Below are 18,478 nucleotides of genomic sequence, written 5' to 3'. Positions count from 1 at the left end.
TAACCATCGATCGAATCAAAAAACGAATCATCACAGGCGAATCCGGGAAGTGTCCGCATGCTTGCTCGGACTCGATAGCTCACACAGCGATCAGCTCCCTCCTGTGAAGGAACAGCCATGAGCCTGTCCAGCACGCCGACGCAGCCCACTCCAGCACCGGGTGAACTGTCGGTGGAAGTGCAATTGATGCTGCAGATATTCAACCCGGCGAATCGGCACAATCCGTTCCCCTTCTATCGGCAGTTGCAGGACCTGGGTCCGGTGCACCGGTCGCCGCTGGGGTTGAGCCTGCTCACCCGATACGACGAAATCGCCACGGTGCTCACCAGTTCCGAGTGGGGCCACGACCAGGAGGTCCAGCACCTGCACTCCGGCCAGGAGGAAGTGTTCCCGCCGGTGTTCATGTGGATGGAGCCGCCGGACCACACCCGGCTGCGCGGCCTGGTCTCGAAGGCGTTCACCCCCCGCCGGATCATGGCGATCCGGCCGCGGATCGAGGAGATCGTCGAGGAATTGCTCGACATCGCCTTGGCCGCAGACGAATTCGATGCGATCACCGGGATCGCCTACCCGCTGCCGCTGACCGTGATCTGCGAGATCCTCGGCGTACCGGCCGTCGATCACGACCGCATCCAGGAGTGGTCGCAGATCCTCTCGTGGGGTCTGGATCCCGATCATCTACTGCCGCAGGAGGCCAAAGACGCTCGCGCCGAGGCGACTCCGAAGTTCCTGGCGTATCTGCGCGCGCTCATCGCCGAGCGCCGCGCCGAGCCCGGCGAGGATCTCATCAGCGGGCTGGCCACGGTCGAGGAGCAGGGTGACCGGCTCACCGAGGAGGAGATGCTCGGCACCATCATCTTCCTGATCGTCGCCGGCCACGAGACCACGGTGAACCTGGTCGGCAACGGCCTGCTCGCCTTCCTGCGCCATCCCGAGCAGCTGGCCCTGCTGCGGTCGCGGCCCGAACTGCTCCGCCCGGCCATCGACGAACTGCTGCGCTATGACGGTCCCGCACACCTCAATTCCCGCTCCGCGAAGGTGCGCACCACCCTCGGCGGCCAGGTCTTCGAGCCCGGCGACGGCGTGGTCACCCTGCTGGCGTGCGCGAACCGCGATCCCCGGGCGTTCACCGATCCGGACACGTTCGATATCACCCGGTTCGACGGGCACGCCCCGGTGACCAAGCATCTGGCCTTCAGCCTCGGCCACCACTACTGCCTGGGCGCACCGCTGGCGACTCTCGAGATGGAAGTGCTGCTCGAGGCCATTCTCGCGCGGGTCGGCTCGATGGAACTGCTCGACGACAATCCGCCCTATCGGCCCAATGTGCTCATTCGCGGGATTGCGGAGCTCAAGGTCCGATTCCACGAGGGACGCCCATGACCGCTGTGGTGCTCGGTGCGGGCATCGCCGGGCTGTTCTCCGCCCGGGTGCTCGCGGAGGCCTTCGACCGCGTGCTCATCATCGAACGGGACAGGCTCGACGGTGCGGTGCCGCGCCGGGGTGTGCCGCAGGCGCGGCATGTGCACGGCCTGATGGATCGCGGGCGCCAGATCATGGAGGAGCTGTTCCCCGGGCTCACCGCGGAGCTGGCCGCCGCGGGTGCGCCGACCACCGACGTACTGCGCGGATCTCGCTGGTACATAGCGGGATTGCGGGTACACCCGACCGATACCGGGTTGACCGCCCTGCTCGCCAGTCGTCCGATGCTCGAGGACGCGATCCTCACCCGGGTGCTGGCCATGCCCGGTGTGCAGCTGTGGCAGCGGCGAACGGCGGCGGGGCTTCTCGGTGGCCGGGCGATCACCGGCGTCCGACTGGCCGACGGTGAGGAGGTACCGGCCGATCTGGTGGTGGATGCCACCGGGCGCGGCTCGCGCGCCGCGGACTGGCTCGCCGCCCTCGGTTATCAGCGCCCCGTCGAGGAACGCATCGACGTCGACCTCGGTTACACGTCGCGGATGTTCCGCCGCAAGCCCGATCACCTCGATGGTGATCTGGCAGCGGTGGTTTCGACCACGCCGGGCTTCCACGGCGGGTCCGCGATCACGCTGGAGGGCGACCGCTGGCATGTGACGCTGAGCGGAATGCTCGGTGACCACCCGCCGACCGATCCGGTGGAGTTCGAGCGTTTCGCCGCGACGCTGCCGGTGCCCGATCTGCACGAGATCGTGCGGACGGCCGAACCGCTGGACGATCCTGTGCCGCACCGCTTTCGCGGCTCGCTGCGCCGCCGGTACGACCGGATTGCCGCGGCGCCCCGCGGGTTTCTCGTGCTGGGCGATGCCATGAGCAGTTTCAACCCGCTGTACGCGCAGGGTATGACGGTGGCCGCGCAGCAGGCGCTCGCACTGCGGTCCTGCCTGCCCGATCCCGTTCCGGCACAGTTCTATCAGCGCGCCGCCGTGCCCATCGATATCGCGTGGCAGATGTCCACGCAGGCGGACCTGCGGTTCCCCGGCGTCCAAGGACCGCGCTCCCTGCGCAGCAGGATCCTGAGCCCCTACACCTCCCGCATGCCGCTGGCCGCCCATCACGACGCCGAGGTGGCCCACGCCTTCATGCGCGCCTCCAATCTGACCGCCCCGCCGAGCTCACTGCTCGCTCCCGCGATCGTCCTGCGGGTACTGCGTGCGAGCTCCCAGGAACGGAGTGCCCGATGACCGTCGTCTCCGACCCGTTCGCACCCGAGTTCCGGACCGATCCGTCGCCGTCCTACCGCATCCTGCGAGAGGCGGGCCGGCTGCACGAGTACCGGCCCGGGATCTATCTGGTCCCGCACTATGCCGATTGCAGCGCGATCTTCGCCGATCCGGCGTTCGGGCACGGCTACTTCTCCGGGATCAATCCGTTCCGCCCCGGCGTCGATCCCCGGAACCTTCCCGGCTCGTTTCTGCTGATGGACCCGCCCGATCACACCCGACTGCGCGCAATGGTGGCTCCGGCCTTCACTTCCCGCGCGATCGACCGGTTGCGGGATCAGATCACGCAGACGGCGATCACACTGCTCGACACCGCGGCGACCGCGGGCGAGATCGACTTCGTCGCCGACATCGCCTACCTGCTGCCGCTGACCACGATCTGCACCATTCTCGGAATTCCCCGGTCCGACCACGCGACATTCGGGATCTGGGCCTCGGCGATCAGCCGCGGCCTGGATCCGGATGCGCTGCTGTCCGACAACGACAAACAGGCCCGGGCCACCGCCGTACTGGCCTTCGCCGAGTACTTCACCGACCTCATCGCGCGTCGGCATGCCGACCCCGGTACGGACCTGCTCTCGACCCTGGTGACGGAAACACCCTTGGAGATAAAGGAACTCGTCGATATCGCCGTGCTCCTGCTCATCGCGGGCCACGAAACCACGATGAACCTGATCGCCACCGGACTACTCGCGCTGGCGCACAACCCGAAACAGCGCGAAATCCTGCGTGCCGACCCGGATTCGAGCCGGTTCGCCGTGGAAGAGTTCCTCCGCTTCGACACCCCCGTCCCGTTCCCGACCCGCGTCGCCATGCAGGACCTCGAGCTCGCCGACCAAACCCTGCCCCGGGGAACAGGATTCATCCTGCTGGCCGGTTCGGCGCACCGCGACCCGGCGGCATTCACCGATCCCGACTCACTCGACATCACACGATTCGCGCCGGGCCGACAAACATCACGCCACCTGGCCTTCAGCCACGGCCCCCACTTCTGCATCGGCGCTCCCCTGGCCAGGCTCCAAGCCGAGGTCCTGTTCACCGAACTCATGCGCCGCACACCGGATTTCACCCTCCTCGACCCGACTCCCCCGTACCGCGAATCGGTATCGATGCGCGGCCCGCAATCACTACCGGTCCGCATTCCCCGCTGAAATCCCCGTCGCGGCAGTGCGGTTCGAAACGACGTGGTGAACCGCACTGCCCGCAGACCCTCAGGCTCCGGCGAGCCCGATCACATTGCCCTGGGCATCGTTGACGATCGCGACCAGCTTGCCGCCACCGACGTCATGAACCTCTTCCGCGACAGTTCCGCCGGCCGCGACCAGCGCCTTGACCTGACCGTTGATGTCCTCGACCGTCCAGAACGGCGTGGGCCCGGTCATCCCCCGCTGCTGCCCGTTCGGCACCAAACCCACGGCCAGCCCCTCCGGCGTCTCGAAGTGCACGTAGTACGGCTGATCCATAGCGGGCTCGACACCGAGCAACGCCGTGAACTGAGCCTTCGCCGCCGCGATATCGCTCACCGGGTACAGGATCGCGTCCAGTGTCTTTGCCATCGGAAAACTCCTTTGCACAGTTTCGAACTCCGTCACCGCACACGCTATGGCCGCGACCCCACGCACAGCTTCTCGATTCCTGATCGATCCGAGTGTCACCTTCCACCTCGTCAACGACGGCATCGAGGCCGCGCTCGAGCAGGTCCGTTCGGAACCGACCGCGCGGGTGACGCACCTGACCTACGCTAGGCGTTCGTCGGCGCGTTCCAAAGGGCTTCGCCGGAAGACTGAACACGGAATGTACACGGGCCCAGTATATTCCGTGGTTCCGATCCCGAATCCCGGCCGCGAGCCGACCCGGCGGCAGTGTCGGTTGGCCCACAGTCTCGGCGCGGCGACGGCGAACGTGGCATAGTTGCCTGTTGAGAACGGGCGCATTACCAAGAAATTTGCTCGGCTCACTACAGAGAAGAAGTTGTAAACAGCATGGCTCAAGGCAGTGTGAAGTGGTTCAACGGTGAAAAAGGCTTCGGCTTTATCGCTCAAGACGGAGGCGGCCCCGACGTCTTCGTGCATTACTCGGCCGTCAGCGGCTCGGGTTTCAAATCCCTCGACGAGGGTCAGCGTGTCGAGTTCACGGTAGAGCAGGGCCAGAAGGGCCCGCAGGCCCAGGACGTCCGCGCCATCTGATTCAGCGCGACTTGATAGAAGCTCCGCACCGTTTTCGGTGCGGAGCTTTTGAGTTGCCGGGAGTTTTCACCCGGCTCACCGACTGCGCAGTCCCGCAACGAGAAGTCCGACCATGCGGCGGGCGTTGTAATGGGCGTTGTTCTCCGCGCCGATGCAGAGGTTTCCGACACCGCGCATGAGTTCGACGGCTTCGATATCGCGACGAATCTCCCCCGCCGCACCTGCGGCCTCGAGCAATTGGGCGCATACGGGGACGAGGCGGTCGAGGAAGTACGCGTGCAGGCTCGCGAAGGCGGCATCGCCGGACTGCAGGGCGCCGGCGAGGCCGTGCTTGGTGACCAGGAAGTCGACGAAGAGATTGATCCATGCCGCCAGCGCGGCATGCGGAGAAGTATTGTCCGCCAAGAGAATCGGACCCGCCTCGGCGCAGGCCTCGACCTGGTGCCGGTAGACCGCGACGATCAGATCCGCACGCGTCGGAAAGTGGCGGTAGATAGTGCCCACCCCGACACCGGCCCGGGCGGCGATATCGCGCACGGGCACATCGACGCCGGAGGCGACAAATGCCGCGGCCGCCGCGTCCAGCAGCGTCTCCGCATTACGCCGCGCATCGGCCCGCTTCCGCGGTACTTCCAGCCCTGATCCGCTGTCGATTTCGGCCACTGCGCCGCCACCTCCATCACTTCCCTTGGCAAACGGAACAACGTTCCGTATGTTGGTTATCGGAACAGCGTTCCGTTTACCCAGTTTGCCACAGGAGGACCGCCATGCAGTACCGCACCTTGGGCCGCACCGGTGTGCAGGTCAGCACACTCGCGCTCGGCGCGATGAACTTCGGCAGCATCGGGCGCACCACCCAGGACGAGGCAACGGCCATTGTCGACGGCGCGCTCGCGGCGGGGATCAACCTCATCGACACTGCCGACGCGTACAGCCGGGGCGAGTCGGAGGAGATGGTCGGCAAGGCCATCGCCGGCCGCCGCGACGATCTGGTGCTGGCGACCAAGGCCTACCTGCCGATGAGCGACGAGCGCAATCATCGGGGCAGTTCGCGCCGCTGGCTGATCACCGAGCTGGACAACAGCCTGCGGCGCCTGGGCGTCGACCATGTGGATCTCTATCAGATCCATCGGTGGGACCCGGCCACCAGCGATGAGGAAACCCTCTCGGCACTGACGGATCTGCAGCGCGCGGGCAAGATTCGCTACTTCGGCTCCTCGACCTTCCCCGCGTACCGAATCGTGCAGGCGCAGTGGGCCGCCCGCGAGCACCATCTCAGCCGCTATGTCACCGAGCAGCCCGGCTACTCGATTCTGCAGCGCGGCATCGAAACTCACGTCCTGCCCGTGACCGAGGAGTACGGGCTCGGCGTACTGGTGTGGAGTCCGCTGGCCTCGGGCTGGCTGTCGGGCGCGATCCGCGAAGGTCGCGAAATCACCACCAGCCGTGCGGCATTCATGCCGCAGCGCTTCGACACCGCCATCCCCGCCAATCGGGCCAAACTCGACGCCGTCGAAAAGCTCGCCGCTGTCGCCGCGGAGGCCGGGCTGACCATGATCCAGCTCGCGCTCGGATTCGTCACCGCGCACCCGGCCGTGACCAGCGCGATCATCGGCCCGCGCACCATGGACCACCTGCATTCTCAGCTCGCCGCCGCGGACACCGTGCTGTCCGCCGAGGTGCTCGACGCGATCGATGCCATTGTCGCCCCCGGCGTCGATCTCGCCGCCGACGAGAAGTCCGACACCCCGCCCGCCCTGCTCGACCCGGCCCTGCGCCGCCGCTGAAGAGGATCGACTCCCATGTCCCACATCAGTTTCGGAATCCTCACCGCCCCCATGCAAGTCGACTACCAGGACATCGCGCGGGTCTGGCGCGAGGCGGACGCCATCCCCGAGATCGAGCACGCATGGCTCTTCGATCACCTCATGCCGATCGGCGGCGACCCGGACGGGCCGATCCTCGAAGGCTGGACACTGCTGTCCGCGCTGGCCGCACAAACCGGCCGACTGCGCATCGGACTTCTGGTGACCAGCAACCGATTCCGGCCGCCGGCGATGCTGGCCAAGATCGCCACCACCGTCGACATCGTCTCCGGCGGGCGGCTCGACTTCGGCATCGGCGCGGGCTCACGGCCCAGTCATCCGCTCTCGCGGCGCGAATACGACGCGCACGGCCTGCCGTATCACGACGCGAAACATGCGGTGGAAAGTCTGGCCGAAGCGTGCACCGTCATCCGGCGGCTGTGGACCGAGCCCGAACCCTTCGATTTCGACGGCGCGCACATCCACCTCACCGGAGCATTCGGCAATCCCAAACCCGTGCAGCGCCCGCACCCGCCGATCGTCATCGGCGGCCGCTCGACCGCGGTGCTCCGCGTGGTCGCCGAACACGCCGACGTCTGGAATATCCCCGGCGGCGATATCGACGATGTCATCGAGCGCAGCGCCCTGCTCGACCGCTACTGCACCGACATCGGCCGCAACCCCGCCTCGATCACCCGATCGATCCACCTGCCGGTCTCCTACGATCAGCCCAGCACAACCAGGGAGGCGATCGCCACCGCGATCGACGCCGGCTTCCGGCACATCGTCTTCGGACTGTCCGCGCCCTACCCCGCCAAGGTCGCACAGTGGGTAGCCGACGAACTCATCATCCCGTCGACCTGATCCGCCGATCACTCCCTCGAGGGTCATCGGCGGCCCCACCGATGCGCATGTAAGTTAGGATAGGCTTACATACATCGAAGGGAGTTGGGCGTGCGCGTCGTCGTTCTGTTCGGATCTGAGCTGGGTACGGCCGAAATGGTCGCGGAGGCGCTTGCGGAGGAACTGTCCGCTTATGACGTGTCGGTGTTCGATATGTTCGACTTCGATCCTGGCGACCTCGACGCGGACGACTTTCACATCGTGGTGTGCTCCACCTACGGCGATGGTGAATTGCCTACGGGCGCAGAGCCTTTCTTCGCACTGCTGGATGCGGCGCGACCGGATCTGACCGGGCTGCGGTTCGCCGTGTTCGGGCTGGGCGACACCATCTACGGTGACACCTACAACCGGGGCGGGGAGATCGCCGCCGAGAAGCTCATCGCCTGCGGCGCCACCCAGGTCGGCGAGCATGCCCGCCACGACTCCTCGACCGAGGTGCGGCCGAAGGATATGGCGCGCGAATGGGCTGGGACGCTACCGATTCCGGCCCTCATGACCAGTTGAGCCGCATCAATCGCCGAGCGCGGTGAATGTTGTCAGGGTCGCCTGTGAGGAGCCGAAACGGATCCATTCGAGCGCCTGCACGCAGTATCTGCGCAGCGGATTTCCCACCATGACCGTGGTCGCCTCGCCGGAGGGCGTCGGGGCATTCGGCAGCAGCGGCGCCGCGCCGCCTCGGGCCTCGGGGGTGAGGCCCGGAATCGGTTCGGAGATCCAGCGGATCACCCAGCCCGAACGCACTTCGACGAGGGCCGTGTAGGAGCCGGAACTGCGCGCGATCCGGTGGGCGATATCGGCGTCGGCGGTTTCGATCTCGAGCAGCGGTTCCTGACCGGGCGCGGTGACATCGTGATCGATACCGCGCAGCACCACACCGTCCGGACCCGAGACGCTGCGGCGGACATAGCGGATGAGCCGGCGACGGCCGCTGTCATGGCGCGCGATCAGATGTCCCGACCGGACGTCCCCGGCCACGGCGGAATCGACGCCGTTCATGACGACGGCGACGTCGGACATGCGCGGAATCCGCCGATACAGGTCCGCCAGACCGAATTCGGCGTCCTCGGGCCGATCGTCGAGAATGCCGTAGAGCTCGCGGAATTCGCTGGTAAAAGGCGTGCGCATCGGCGCGCCGAGGGAATTCGTCCGCCAGCCCCAGGCGGCGGCGCGCGGGGGCAGCGGGGCGGCGATATCAGGTTCGCCCAGGTGGACGTGCACGCCGAAAACCTCACCGCAGGGCGCGGCGATCGGATGCGCGATGAGCGGGCAGGCGTCGGCGTCGGTGCTGGACAGGTCCCGAACCAGCGGTTCACGAGAGCTGCGCACCTCCGCGACAATCTCGCTGACCGATTCGAATATCTTGCCGCGCAGCACATTTCCCAGCGGGCGCAATTGCCGCTGACGATCGCCCTCGGCAATCACGGTCGGCACCTCGGAGAGCGTCTCGATCAATAACCAGTTACGACTGTCCCGTACTTCCAACACGGCCCCCTTCGACGACGTCGTACGCATCGTCGCACCAGAACGTGACCGGGGCAGTCCTTGAAAACTGTGATGAACGAAATAGTGCGCCGCCAAAGGTTCGACTTGTCTCGAACCTCCAGGCATGCGACTCTAGGTTCGATCACAGCCGAACCTTCTGGTCGCACGTCTGGCGCTCGTTCCGCGGGAGGACGCACATGAGCACTGATCTATCCACGAACACCGACACCGGGGCGAAAACACCGCCGTCGAGATCGCTGGTACTGGGAACCGTCCTGCTGGCGGTCTTCGTCGTGCCCATGTCGATCTCCGGCACCGCGGTGGCACTACCGGCGATCTCGGCGGATATCGGCGGCGGCACCGCGGGCCTGCAGTGGGTGGTGAACGCGTTCAATCTGGCCTTCGCCTGCTTCACGCTGGTCTGGGGATCACTCGCCGACCGCTTCGGGCGCGGCAGGCTCTTCGCCCTGGGCGCGGCGACCTTTGCGGTCGGCAGCGCCGCGAGCGCACTGGCCCCCGGCATCGGCACGCTCGATATCGCCCGCGGCATCGCCGGACTCGGTGGTGCGGCGATCTTTTCGTGCGGCGCCGCCATCCTGTCCTCCTCGTTCGACGGTCCTGCCCGCCATCGCGCGTTCGCGCTCTTCGGCACCACGGCGGGTATCGGCGTGGCACTCGGGCCGACAATCTCTGGCGCACTTGCCGATTCGGCGGGCTGGCGGGTGATCTTCGCGATCCAGGCCGCCGTACTGGTGGTCGTGCTGGCGCTCTCGCCCGCGGTCGGCCTGCGCGCCCCGGCGGTCAAGGTCGCCGGACGTTTCGATATCGCCGGCAGTGTTCTACTGGTTCTCGGACTGCTCGCCGCGATGATCGGCATCGTGCAGGGCCAGCCCTGGGGTTGGGGCTCGCCCAGCGTGATCATCGCGTTCGTCCTCGCCATAGTGCTGCTCGGTGCGTTCACCGTCGTCGAATCCCGGCTCGCCACACCACTATTGGATCTGCCACTGCTTGTGCACCGGCGTTTTCTCGCCCTGTGCCTGGTCCCGGTGGCGGCCTCGTTCGGCTTCGTGACACTCCTGACCTACTTTCCGACGTATCTGCAGTTCGTCGCCGGTGATTCCTCGGCGAAGGCGGGCGCGACGATCGTCCTGCTGACGATCCCCGTGGTTGTCGGACCGCTGGCGGCCAGCCGGGCGGTCAGTGCGGGAGTGAATCCGCTGGTGGTGATCTGGCTCAGCCTCGCCGCGCTGGTCCTGGGTGATCTCGGCCTGCTGCTCGCCGGACCGCACACCCTCGTCGCCGTACTCGCACTGCCGCTGCTGCTCGCCGGCTGCGGTATGGGCTTGTCCGCGGGCCTGGTGGACGGGCAGGCCTTGGCTCTCGTACCGGAGGAACAGGCGGGAATGGCTGCGGGCGTGGTGAATACGCTCCGACTCGGCAGCGAGGCGATCGCCGTCGCGGTGTACGCGGCAATTCTGTCCGGGCTCGCCGCGAGCCGGGCGCGGGACGGCCTGTCGGGTATCGCGGGGGTCGCCGATCCCGACGCCGTGGTCACCAAGACGGCCTCCGGCGATCTCGGCAAGGCTCTCGATTCGGCGGGACCCGCTCGCGCCCAGGTGCATTCGGTGGTGGTGGATGCGTACAACGGTGCATTCCACACCACGCTGATCACCATGACGGTCGTGGTTCTCGCACTGTCGGGCGCCATCGCGCTCCTGCTGCGCGGCGGCCGTAAGGCATGACATCCACCGCGCACTATGAGGTCGTGGTCGTCGGTTCGGGCCCGGTCGGTTCGCTGCTCGCGGCCGAACTCGGCCGCTGGGGTGTGCGAGTCCTGGTGATCGAGGCCGCGCCGACGACGACGCTGGTGCCCAAGGCGGGCACGATTCACGCCCGGAGCATCCAATTGCTGACTCGGCGCGGCTATTTCAATGTGCCGAATCCGGGCTTCGGCCCGCAGTCGACGGTGTTCCACTACGCGGGACAGCCCGGTTTGGAGATCGCCGTTCCGGGCGGCGAGGGCCCCGCGATCGCCGGTATCGGCCAGAGTCAGCTCGAAAGCTCCTGGAGCGCACTGCTTCCGCGCCTCGGCGTGGAGGTGGTGCGACCGGCCACCGTGACCGGCGTAGTCGACTCCGGCGACGGGGTCGACATCCGTTACCGGCGTGCCGGAATCGACGAGACGGTCTCGGCCGACTGGGTGGTCGGCGCCGACGGTGCACGCAGCACGGTGCGGCGCAGTGCGGGATTTGCGGTCACCGAAGTACCGCCCACCGCCGCGGCGCTGCTCGGCCTGGCGCGCTTGGACAATCAGGCGCAGGTGGTGGACGGCTGGGTGCGCACACCGCGCGGCTGGACGGTGATCAACCGATCGCTCGGGCACAGCCGGGTGATCACCTTCGACATGTCCGCTCCCGAGCGTGATCACCGCCGCCCGCTGACTCCGGCGGAATTGCAGCAGAGCGTGGAACACATTGTCGGACATCATGTTCCGATGCACGGCGTCACCCATCTGTCCCGCTTCAGCGATTTCTCCCGCCTGGCCGACAGCTACCGGCACGGGCGGGTACTGGTGATCGGCGATGCCGCGCACGTGCATTTCCCGCTCGGCGGGCAGGGGCTGAATCTCGGCATCGCCGATGCCGTACAGCTCGGCTGGCGGCTCGGGCTGATCACGCGGTTCGGTGCACCGTCCACACTGCTCGACGCGTTCTCGGCAGAACGCCGCCCGGCCGCCGAGCGGGTGATCGCGAATGTCGCCGATCAGGCCGACCGAATGCGGTCCGGCCCCGAGGGTGATGCCCTGCGTGCCGAAATCATCGATCTCTTCGGCGATTCCGCACGCAGCCGCGCCCTGGGCAATGAGATCAGCGCACAGGTGGACGGCGTGCCGAGGCCGATCGAGAACCCCGCTGTCGGTTCGTTCCTGACCAATCGCCAGCTCACGACGACCACAGGCATCACCTCGATCATCGAACTGCTGGCGGAGCGCACACAGGCGGTCCTGCTGGTCGCGGCCGGTCGCGAAGAAGAACTCCACGCCGAACTGGGCCCGTGGCACGACCGGGTAGACCTCGTCCCGGTCCTGTATCCCACGCTGCCATACGATGTGCTGCTGCGCCCGGACGGTTTCGTCGTATGGTCCTCGGCCGATCTCAGCGCAGACCTGCGGGACAGCCTGAGCGAAACATTCGGTGCGGCACAGGAACCGCGGACGCCATTGTCCGCCGCTCCTGTCTCGTCACCAGCGCACCGGCAGTAGTGTCGGCCGCCGCAGCAGTACGCCCGAATCCCACGGCAGCGATTCGGAATCCGCGGCCAGTCGCAGTCCCGGATACTCACTTGTCAGCCGGCGAATGACAACGGTGAGCTCCATGCGGGCAAGCGAGGCGCCCATGCAGTGGTGCATGCCGTAACCGAATTGCAAGTGCCGCGGCCCTTTTCGCTCCGGGTCGATGCGGTGCGGATCCGGGTACTCGCTCGGATCACGATTGGCGGCGAAGGCATCCGCGTAGACGACGTCCCCCTCATAGATGACGCCGTCACCCACGGGCAGATCACGAGTCGCCACCCGCGGGAAGGTCGAGATGGTGCCCAGCGGCAGCACGCGCAGCAGCTCTTCGACCAATTCCGGTGTGCGATCCGGGTTCTGCACGGCCCACTTCCACAGCGGCGGCGCCGACAGCAGCACGTACACCGCCTTGGCGAGCACCGACAACACATTGTGATCCGCACCGAGCAACGAGCCCATGAGCAGTCCGACCAGCTCGGCATCGGACAGGCGCGGTTCCACACTGTCGCGTCCGGCGATGAACCGGGCGACCAGGCCACCCTCGAGCACTTCGCGTTTACCCGTGACCAGATCGGTCAGGTAGTCGTACACCAGCCAGAAGTGTTCCAGCAGCCCGGGAACATCGGATTCGGGCGCCATCTGCACCACCCGCGATGACGGCCGGAAGTAGTCGATATCGCTGATCGGCAACCCGAGGAATGCCATATTGACCTCGACCGGGATCCGGTTCAGCACGGTGCCGAAGAGATCGGGCTGCTCCGAGCGCCGCAAATTCGACAGTGCGTCATCCAATATCCCGGTCGCGGCCGATTCGAGCGCAGCCACACTGCGCGCACTGTAATCGGAAGTGACGTACCCCTTCATGCGCGCGTGGTCGGGTACATCCAGATTGAGCGGCAGCTCCGGCGGCATGGTGGTGGGCAGGAAACTCGCACCGTCATCGGTATTGGTGACGGCGCGACTGAATGTCGGGTCGGCCAGCACCGCGAGAACGTCCCGATACCGGGTCACATGCACAGCGGTGTGACCACTGGGCAGCACGATCTGCGGTAACGATCCCCTACTCGATTCCGCGATCGGTGTGTACGCGGGCGGTGGGTCGAGATTCGGAATGTCGGTCAGTAGAACGGGAGCCGATGCGAAGATCGGCAGCTCGGCGAGGGTCATGAGCGTTCTCCTTCGAGACGGTCGTCAGACGACGCTGTAGGTTCCGGTGCGGTACGACAGCTCACGCAGGGTCTGGTCGTTGGAGGTGAATCGGATGGCCTGCCAGCCCGATTCCTCGGCGGCCGCGCAGTTCTCGGCCAGGTCGTCGATGAGCAGGCAGTCGGACGGCGCGACGCCGAGCGCTTCCTCGGCAATGCGGAAGATCCGCGGATCCGGCTTGCGCACACCGACGAAGCACGAATCGATCAGGGCGTCGAGCTCCCCCGCCGGCTCGATCATCCGATGCCAATGCGGTTCCCACTCCACGACATTGTTGGACAGCACGCCTACCAGATGTCCCTGGGCGCGCATCGCCCGGACCGTCGAGGCCATGAGGGAATTGCAGTGAATATTCGAGAACCATTGGCCGCCGAACATTTCCAGCTCGGCACGGGACAGATCCAGGGCGGGATTCGCGGCCGCGAGATGGGTGCGCAAGCGCGATCCCCACTCGTACTCGGTGATCGCGGCGAGTTCGATCGGTGCGAGTGGATGCGCGCCGAGATCGGCGCCCACCGCGTCCATCGCGGCCCGCAGCGCACGCGGCGTGATTCCGGTCTTCTGCTCGTACGCGTCGAAGAGATCGGACAGCGGCGGCGAGAGCACTCCCCCGAAATCGAACCAGATCGCCCGGGGCGCTACGGCGTTCATGCCGGGATCCGAATGGCGCGCACCCGCGGTGACGTGCCGATCCGCTGCAGCAGAATGGTCGCGGAGGCGATCACCCGCCCCTCCTGATGCAGTGACGCGGCGAAGGCGAGCTGATTACCGCATTCGGTGCTCTCGGTCGTGACCTCGCAATCCACCGGCAGTTCGAGCTCGCCGATGCTGACGAATTGAACAGAGCACTCGACCAGCACTATTCGATGTGGTGAGAGCCCGAACAGTTCGTGCGCGGCGACCAGCGCGGACTGCCGGACCGCTTCGAAAACCAGCACACCGGGGACATGATCGAGCGGGTGGTCGAACAGCGCGGGGTGATCCTCGTCCACGAGAATCCGTGTCGAGATCGCATTGTCGTGCACCTCGAACCCCGCGACGAGCACATTGCCGGTCAGGCGCCGCGCGACTTCCCGGGGGTCGATGCGTGTGTCGAGCCCGTGGGCCCGCACCGGCTCGAGCGCCAGCGAGGCCCGCCCTTTGGCGCGCAGCCGCGCCCAGGCCGCCCGCGGCATCCACTGGATCACCATATCCATCTCGGCCGCGGGCCGATTGTCCAGCGAGAGCGTCATTTTCAGCGTGATGCCGACAATGATGCCGTCGCGGGTCTTCTCCTCGACGATCTCGGCATCGAGGACACCGTCGGCGGGGCGCGGTCCGATGGCCAGCGCATCCAGCGAAACAATGCGGAGTGCACCGATATTGAAGATGAAGGCGGAATCCGGCGGCGCCTGGACATACCGGTGCGCAATGAGAATCGATGCCTGCCGGAACGTTTCGAGCAGTAGCAGCGGATCGTACCGCTGTTCGACGCAATCGTGGTCGCTGTAATAGCTGTGCACCCGCGGAAGCTGCGCTCCCAGACGGAATTTCGGATAGCGATCGCACACGATATCGGTGAGGAACACTTCACAGATGGCGGCGCGGTGTACGTCTTCGCGGGGTATCGAAGTGCGATAGGACAGTCTGGGTTCCACAAATGTGGTCACACGTATCTCCTCAACGTCGCTGGACCGAACGGGTGCAGGAGAATTCGTCATGCCGGACGCGGTGACGGATGCATGGACGGCAATAGAGGCTGTGCCGCATCGCTGCGCCGGGCATAAGGGTTCTCCGAGAAGGAGCAATCCTGCACCGGACGATGGGCACAGCGATCAGGGTCGCCGTGCTGTCCCAAGAAAGGGAGTCCGACTGAAGTAAAACAGACCATCCGACCCACGGCAACCGGAGCAAGAGCAGGTCACACTCGCCGCCTGGTTCGATGAAAGACGAACCACTGGTAAACTGGATTTGTGCCCGATCACGAAGGTCACCCCGAGGTCGACGAGATCGAACTCGTCGACGTCTTCGCCGCTCTCGCCGATCCGCTGCGGCTGAAAGTCGTGCGCGATCTGCTCGCCGAACCCGACGGCGTCGAACGCCACTGCACGTCCTTCGGCCTCCCGGTCTCGAAATCGACCCGCAGCCACCATTTCAAAGTGCTTCGCGAAGCCGGCCTCATCCGTCAGGTCGACCGCGGCAATTCCCGCATGGCAACGCTGCGGCGCGGTGATCTCGAAACACGTTTCCCGGGCCTGCTCAGCTCCATCGTCTAAACGGTCACCGAGGGCCTAAACGGTCACCGAGGGCCGCGCCCACACCGCTTCGGCGAGCCGACGATGTGAATTCAAGCGGGCCTCGCGGTCGTAGGTACTGGTGTGCACGAGGATTTCCTCGGCATCGGTGTGCGCGATCAGACGATCCAGGGCGGGGATGACTGTCGATTCCGGACCGTGGATATGGCCACGCAGGGATTCTTCGACAATGCGGCGCTGGCGGTCGGTCATGGGTTCGCGCTCGATGTCCTCCGGTGACAGCAGCGGCGGGAATTCGCCCCGGGTGCGGGAGTAGGCGGCGGACCACGCTTCGGGGAGCAGCAGGCGGTGGGCGGCGTCGATCGTATCGGCGATGACCACCGAGGCGGAGACGATCACATACGGCGCCGCACCCCATTCGGTGGCACGGAAACTATTGCGGTAGTTCGCGATTGCCTCGACCATCGCCTCCTCACCGGAGACCGCGGCGATGACCAGGGGCAGCCCGAAGCGGGCGGCGCGTTCGGCGCCGGAACCGGTGGCGAGCAGATACGCCGGAACGCGCAGACCTTCGGCGGGCCAGGCGTGCACGCCGTTCCGGCCGCGGGTGAAGTAGTCGAGCAGTTCGGTCAACTGGGCGTCGAAATCCTCGGCATCGTCCCGGCCGTGACCGAGTGCGCGGCGCACACCGTCGGTGAATCCGACCGACCGGCCCAGCCCCATATCGATGCGGCCGGGATACAGCGATTCGAGCGTGCCGAATTGTTCTGCCACCACGAGCGGTTGGTGATTGGGCAGCATGACACCGCCGGTGCCGACCCGAATGCGATCGGTGGCTGCGGCAATGGCGGCCGCCAGCACGGTGGGCGCGGAACCCGCGACGCCGGGCACACTGTGGTGTTCGGACACCCAGAACCGGTGGTATCCCCAGCTTTCCGCGAGCCGCGCGAATTCGACGGTTTCGCGCAGCGCCGCCGGATGCGACTGGCCCCGGCGGGTGCGCGATCGGTCGAGGATCGAGAAGCGGGTCGCCTGCGATGCGGGGGTCACATACCTGATCAACGCGTTCCGCGCGCGTTGATTCCGCGTGCGCAAGGCCGACGACCACCCGTGCAAATGCACAAAAGCAGTGGTCAATGCTCGGCGTACCGCCGATTGCGCGCGAGTTCGCAGTGGTGTGAGCTAGGTCGCATGGGCCGGAGTATGTGATTCGGCTGTGTGGAAACAATGAAGTTTTGGAGGCTCGGTGAACAGGTCTCGGATGCGGCGGCTGCTGGTTGTGGCCACGTCCGCATGTTTGGTGACGGTCGGGACGGGCGCGGTGTCGGCGCAGCCCGCCTATCCGCCGAATTTTCCGTCGGATCAGAATCAGATCCCGCAATTGCCTTCGGAGCCGCAGATTTACGACATGCTGCCGATTCCGTCGCCGGACCAGGACGACTGGTACAACGATCCGCCGAACCTCGCCGACTACAACCCGGGTGACATCGTCCGGTCACGAGAGGTCCAGACCCGCATTCTGGGCATCCCTTTCCCGGTGTACACCAAACAGCTGCTGTTCCGGTCCAACGATGTGCACGACAATCCCATTGTCACCGCGACCACCGTGATCGTGCCCGGCATTCCGTGGCAGGGCGGCGCGCGGCCGGTGGTGTCCTTCCAGGAGGCCATCGACTCCACCGATTCGGCGTGCAATCCCTCGCATACGCTGCAGGTCGGCACCATGAAGGAGTCGACGCTGGTCGCCGGTTGGCTGGCACAGGGTTTCGCGATCAACGTCCCGGACTTCGACGGAAAGTTCAATACCTTCAACACCTTCGACGAAGGCAAGATGGTGCTCGACAGCCTGCGGGCGGTCAAGAACGATCCGGCCCTGGGATTCGCCGATTCGGGTATCGCGCTCTACGGATTCTCCGGCGGCGGCAGCGGTTCCATTCGCGCGGCCGAATTGCGGGAGACCTACGCACCGGATGTGCGGCTGCTCGGGACGGCCTTCGGCGGCACACCCGGCGACCTGGTGGCGATCGCGAATTACGGCTCCGCCCGCGAGCCGGGCGTGACGGGAACCAGCAATTTCACCATGTGGCTCGGCTTCGCCTCACTGGCGCGCGAATATCCGGACGTGTTCAAGCCCGAGGAGTTCTTGACCCCCGAAGGCCAGGGACTGCTCGCGGATATGCAGCACCGCTGCTATGCCACCATCGCGGCCGAAGGCGTGTACCGCCCGATCAGCGAGTACTTCCTGCCGGGGAAATCGATCAATTCCTCGCCTGAGGTGCTGAAGGTCCTCGAGGACAACAGTCTCGGCAAGCACATTCCGGATACTCCGCTGCTGTGGTGGCACGGCGACTGGGACGAGCTGATTCCGCCGTCCACGGTGCTTCCGACCGTGCAGTCCTACTGGGATCGCGGCGCGGATATGCGTTTCTACACCGATCCGATTCCCGAGCACCTCACCAATGCGGTGGTCGGCTGGGCGCCGGCGGTCGCGTGGATCAGCGCCGTACTGCGCGGCTTGCCGCCCGGGCCCCGGTTCAAGGCCGATTTCCAGCCCTTCCCGCCGGGATTCCCCGGCAGCTGACGCCAAGAATGCCCCGGGGCTATCTGTAACAGCGTGTATCGCCTAATGTGTGCGGACACACAGTTCCGAGAGATCCGGGGAGGCAGC

18 protein-coding genes are annotated in these 18,478 nt (G+C 66.1%); 11 read left to right on the top strand and 7 right to left on the bottom strand.

What is annotated here, in order from left to right:
- Nucleotides 1-117: 117 nt before the first annotated feature.
- The 3 genes from OG326_RS20535 to OG326_RS20525 are packed head-to-tail and all read left to right on the top strand — an operon-like array spanning nt 118 to nt 3,853.
- Nucleotides 118-1,383, top strand: coding sequence for a cytochrome P450 (locus tag OG326_RS20535; protein WP_327146268.1), 1,266 nt, complete (start codon nt 118-120; stop codon nt 1,381-1,383).
- Nucleotides 1,380-2,663, top strand: a complete 1,284-nt coding sequence (locus tag OG326_RS20530) for an NAD(P)/FAD-dependent oxidoreductase (protein ID WP_327146267.1) — start codon at nt 1,380-1,382, stop codon at nt 2,661-2,663. The genes OG326_RS20535 and OG326_RS20530 overlap by 4 nt, the downstream gene beginning before the upstream one ends.
- Complete coding sequence (locus OG326_RS20525) at nt 2,660-3,853, top strand: cytochrome P450 (RefSeq protein WP_327146266.1); 1,194 nt, start codon at nt 2,660-2,662, stop codon at nt 3,851-3,853. The genes OG326_RS20530 and OG326_RS20525 overlap by 4 nt, the downstream gene beginning before the upstream one ends.
- Before the next feature lie 60 nt (nt 3,854-3,913).
- Here the strand turns inward: OG326_RS20525 and OG326_RS20520 are convergent, their stop codons facing one another.
- Nucleotides 3,914-4,258 carry a VOC family protein gene (locus tag OG326_RS20520; protein WP_327146265.1) on the bottom strand — a complete coding sequence of 115 codons (345 nt, stop codon included), beginning with the start codon at nt 4,256-4,258 and terminating at the stop codon, nt 3,914-3,916.
- 426 nt (nt 4,259-4,684) lie between these two features.
- Here OG326_RS20520 and OG326_RS20515 point away from each other — a divergent pair, with 426 nt between their 5' ends.
- Nucleotides 4,685-4,888 (top strand): cold-shock protein, encoded by a 204-nt coding sequence (locus tag OG326_RS20515; protein WP_297618078.1) that lies wholly within the window; start codon nt 4,685-4,687, stop codon nt 4,886-4,888.
- Nucleotides 4,889-4,963: 75 nt separating this feature from the next.
- Here OG326_RS20515 and OG326_RS20510 read toward each other — a convergent pair whose 3' ends face one another.
- Entirely contained in the window at nt 4,964-5,551 is a 588-nt protein-coding gene (locus OG326_RS20510; RefSeq protein WP_327146264.1) for a TetR/AcrR family transcriptional regulator, read from the bottom strand.
- 104 nt (nt 5,552-5,655) lie between these two features.
- Between OG326_RS20510 and OG326_RS20505 the strand changes: the two genes are divergently transcribed.
- The 3 genes from OG326_RS20505 to OG326_RS20495 all read left to right on the top strand — a co-directional run bounded on the left by OG326_RS20505 (nt 5,656) and on the right by OG326_RS20495 (nt 8,100).
- Entirely contained in the window at nt 5,656-6,675 is a 1,020-nt protein-coding gene (locus OG326_RS20505) for an aldo/keto reductase (RefSeq protein ID WP_327146263.1), read from the top strand.
- Between the two features lie 15 nt (nt 6,676-6,690).
- Entirely contained in the window at nt 6,691-7,557 is an 867-nt protein-coding gene (locus OG326_RS20500; protein ID WP_327146262.1) for an LLM class flavin-dependent oxidoreductase, read from the top strand.
- A 90-nt stretch (nt 7,558-7,647) separates the two neighbouring features.
- On the top strand, nt 7,648-8,100 hold the full coding sequence (locus OG326_RS20495) for a flavodoxin domain-containing protein (protein ID WP_327146261.1): 453 nt from the start codon (nt 7,648-7,650) through the stop codon (nt 8,098-8,100).
- A gap of 6 nt (nt 8,101-8,106) precedes the next feature.
- On the opposite strand, the gene OG326_RS20490 is transcribed toward OG326_RS20495, so the two are convergent.
- The gene (locus OG326_RS20490; RefSeq protein ID WP_327146260.1) at nt 8,107-9,081 is read right to left on the bottom strand and encodes a GAF domain-containing protein; all 975 of its coding nucleotides are present in this window, start codon (nt 9,079-9,081) and stop codon (nt 8,107-8,109) included.
- A gap of 194 nt (nt 9,082-9,275) precedes the next feature.
- Here OG326_RS20490 and OG326_RS20485 point away from each other — a divergent pair, with 194 nt between their 5' ends.
- A complete protein-coding gene (locus tag OG326_RS20485; RefSeq protein ID WP_327146259.1) occupies nt 9,276-10,820 on the top strand; it encodes an MFS transporter in 1,545 nt (514 codons plus the stop codon).
- Nucleotides 10,817-12,340 (top strand): FAD-dependent monooxygenase, encoded by a 1,524-nt coding sequence (locus OG326_RS20480; RefSeq protein WP_327146258.1) that lies wholly within the window; start codon nt 10,817-10,819, stop codon nt 12,338-12,340. The genes OG326_RS20485 and OG326_RS20480 overlap by 4 nt, the downstream gene beginning before the upstream one ends.
- On the opposite strand, the gene OG326_RS20475 is transcribed toward OG326_RS20480, so the two are convergent.
- The 3 genes from OG326_RS20475 to OG326_RS20465 are packed head-to-tail and all read right to left on the bottom strand — an operon-like array spanning nt 12,320 to nt 15,225.
- A complete protein-coding gene (locus tag OG326_RS20475; protein WP_327146257.1) occupies nt 12,320-13,537 on the bottom strand; it encodes a cytochrome P450 in 1,218 nt (405 codons plus the stop codon). The genes OG326_RS20480 and OG326_RS20475 overlap by 21 nt on opposite strands.
- Nucleotides 13,538-13,561: 24 nt before the next feature.
- Complete coding sequence (locus tag OG326_RS20470; protein WP_327146256.1) at nt 13,562-14,227, bottom strand: HAD family hydrolase; 666 nt, start codon at nt 14,225-14,227, stop codon at nt 13,562-13,564.
- Entirely contained in the window at nt 14,224-15,225 is a 1,002-nt protein-coding gene (locus tag OG326_RS20465; RefSeq protein ID WP_327146255.1) for an AfsA-related hotdog domain-containing protein, read from the bottom strand. The genes OG326_RS20470 and OG326_RS20465 overlap by 4 nt, the downstream gene beginning before the upstream one ends.
- A gap of 303 nt (nt 15,226-15,528) precedes the next feature.
- Between OG326_RS20465 and OG326_RS20460 the strand changes: the two genes are divergently transcribed.
- On the top strand, nt 15,529-15,831 hold the full coding sequence (locus OG326_RS20460) for an ArsR/SmtB family transcription factor (RefSeq protein WP_327146254.1): 303 nt from the start codon (nt 15,529-15,531) through the stop codon (nt 15,829-15,831).
- A gap of 15 nt (nt 15,832-15,846) precedes the next feature.
- Here OG326_RS20460 and OG326_RS20455 read toward each other — a convergent pair whose 3' ends face one another.
- Nucleotides 15,847-16,860: an LLM class flavin-dependent oxidoreductase gene (locus tag OG326_RS20455; protein ID WP_327146253.1), complete on the bottom strand. Its 1,014-nt coding sequence runs from the start codon at nt 16,858-16,860 to the stop codon at nt 15,847-15,849.
- Nucleotides 16,861-17,071: 211 nt separating this feature from the next.
- Between OG326_RS20455 and OG326_RS20450 the strand changes: the two genes are divergently transcribed.
- The gene (locus OG326_RS20450; protein WP_442791043.1) at nt 17,072-18,391 is read left to right on the top strand and encodes a lipase family protein; all 1,320 of its coding nucleotides are present in this window, start codon (nt 17,072-17,074) and stop codon (nt 18,389-18,391) included.
- The last annotated feature ends 87 nt before the right edge of the window (nt 18,392-18,478 follow it).

The sequence above is a fragment of the Nocardia sp. NBC_01327 genome, from assembly GCF_035958815.1.
GTDB lineage: Bacteria > Actinomycetota > Actinomycetes > Mycobacteriales > Mycobacteriaceae > Nocardia.
The sequence above is the reverse complement of the archived record's forward strand: the minus strand, read 5'-3'. Positions and strand labels throughout refer to the sequence as shown.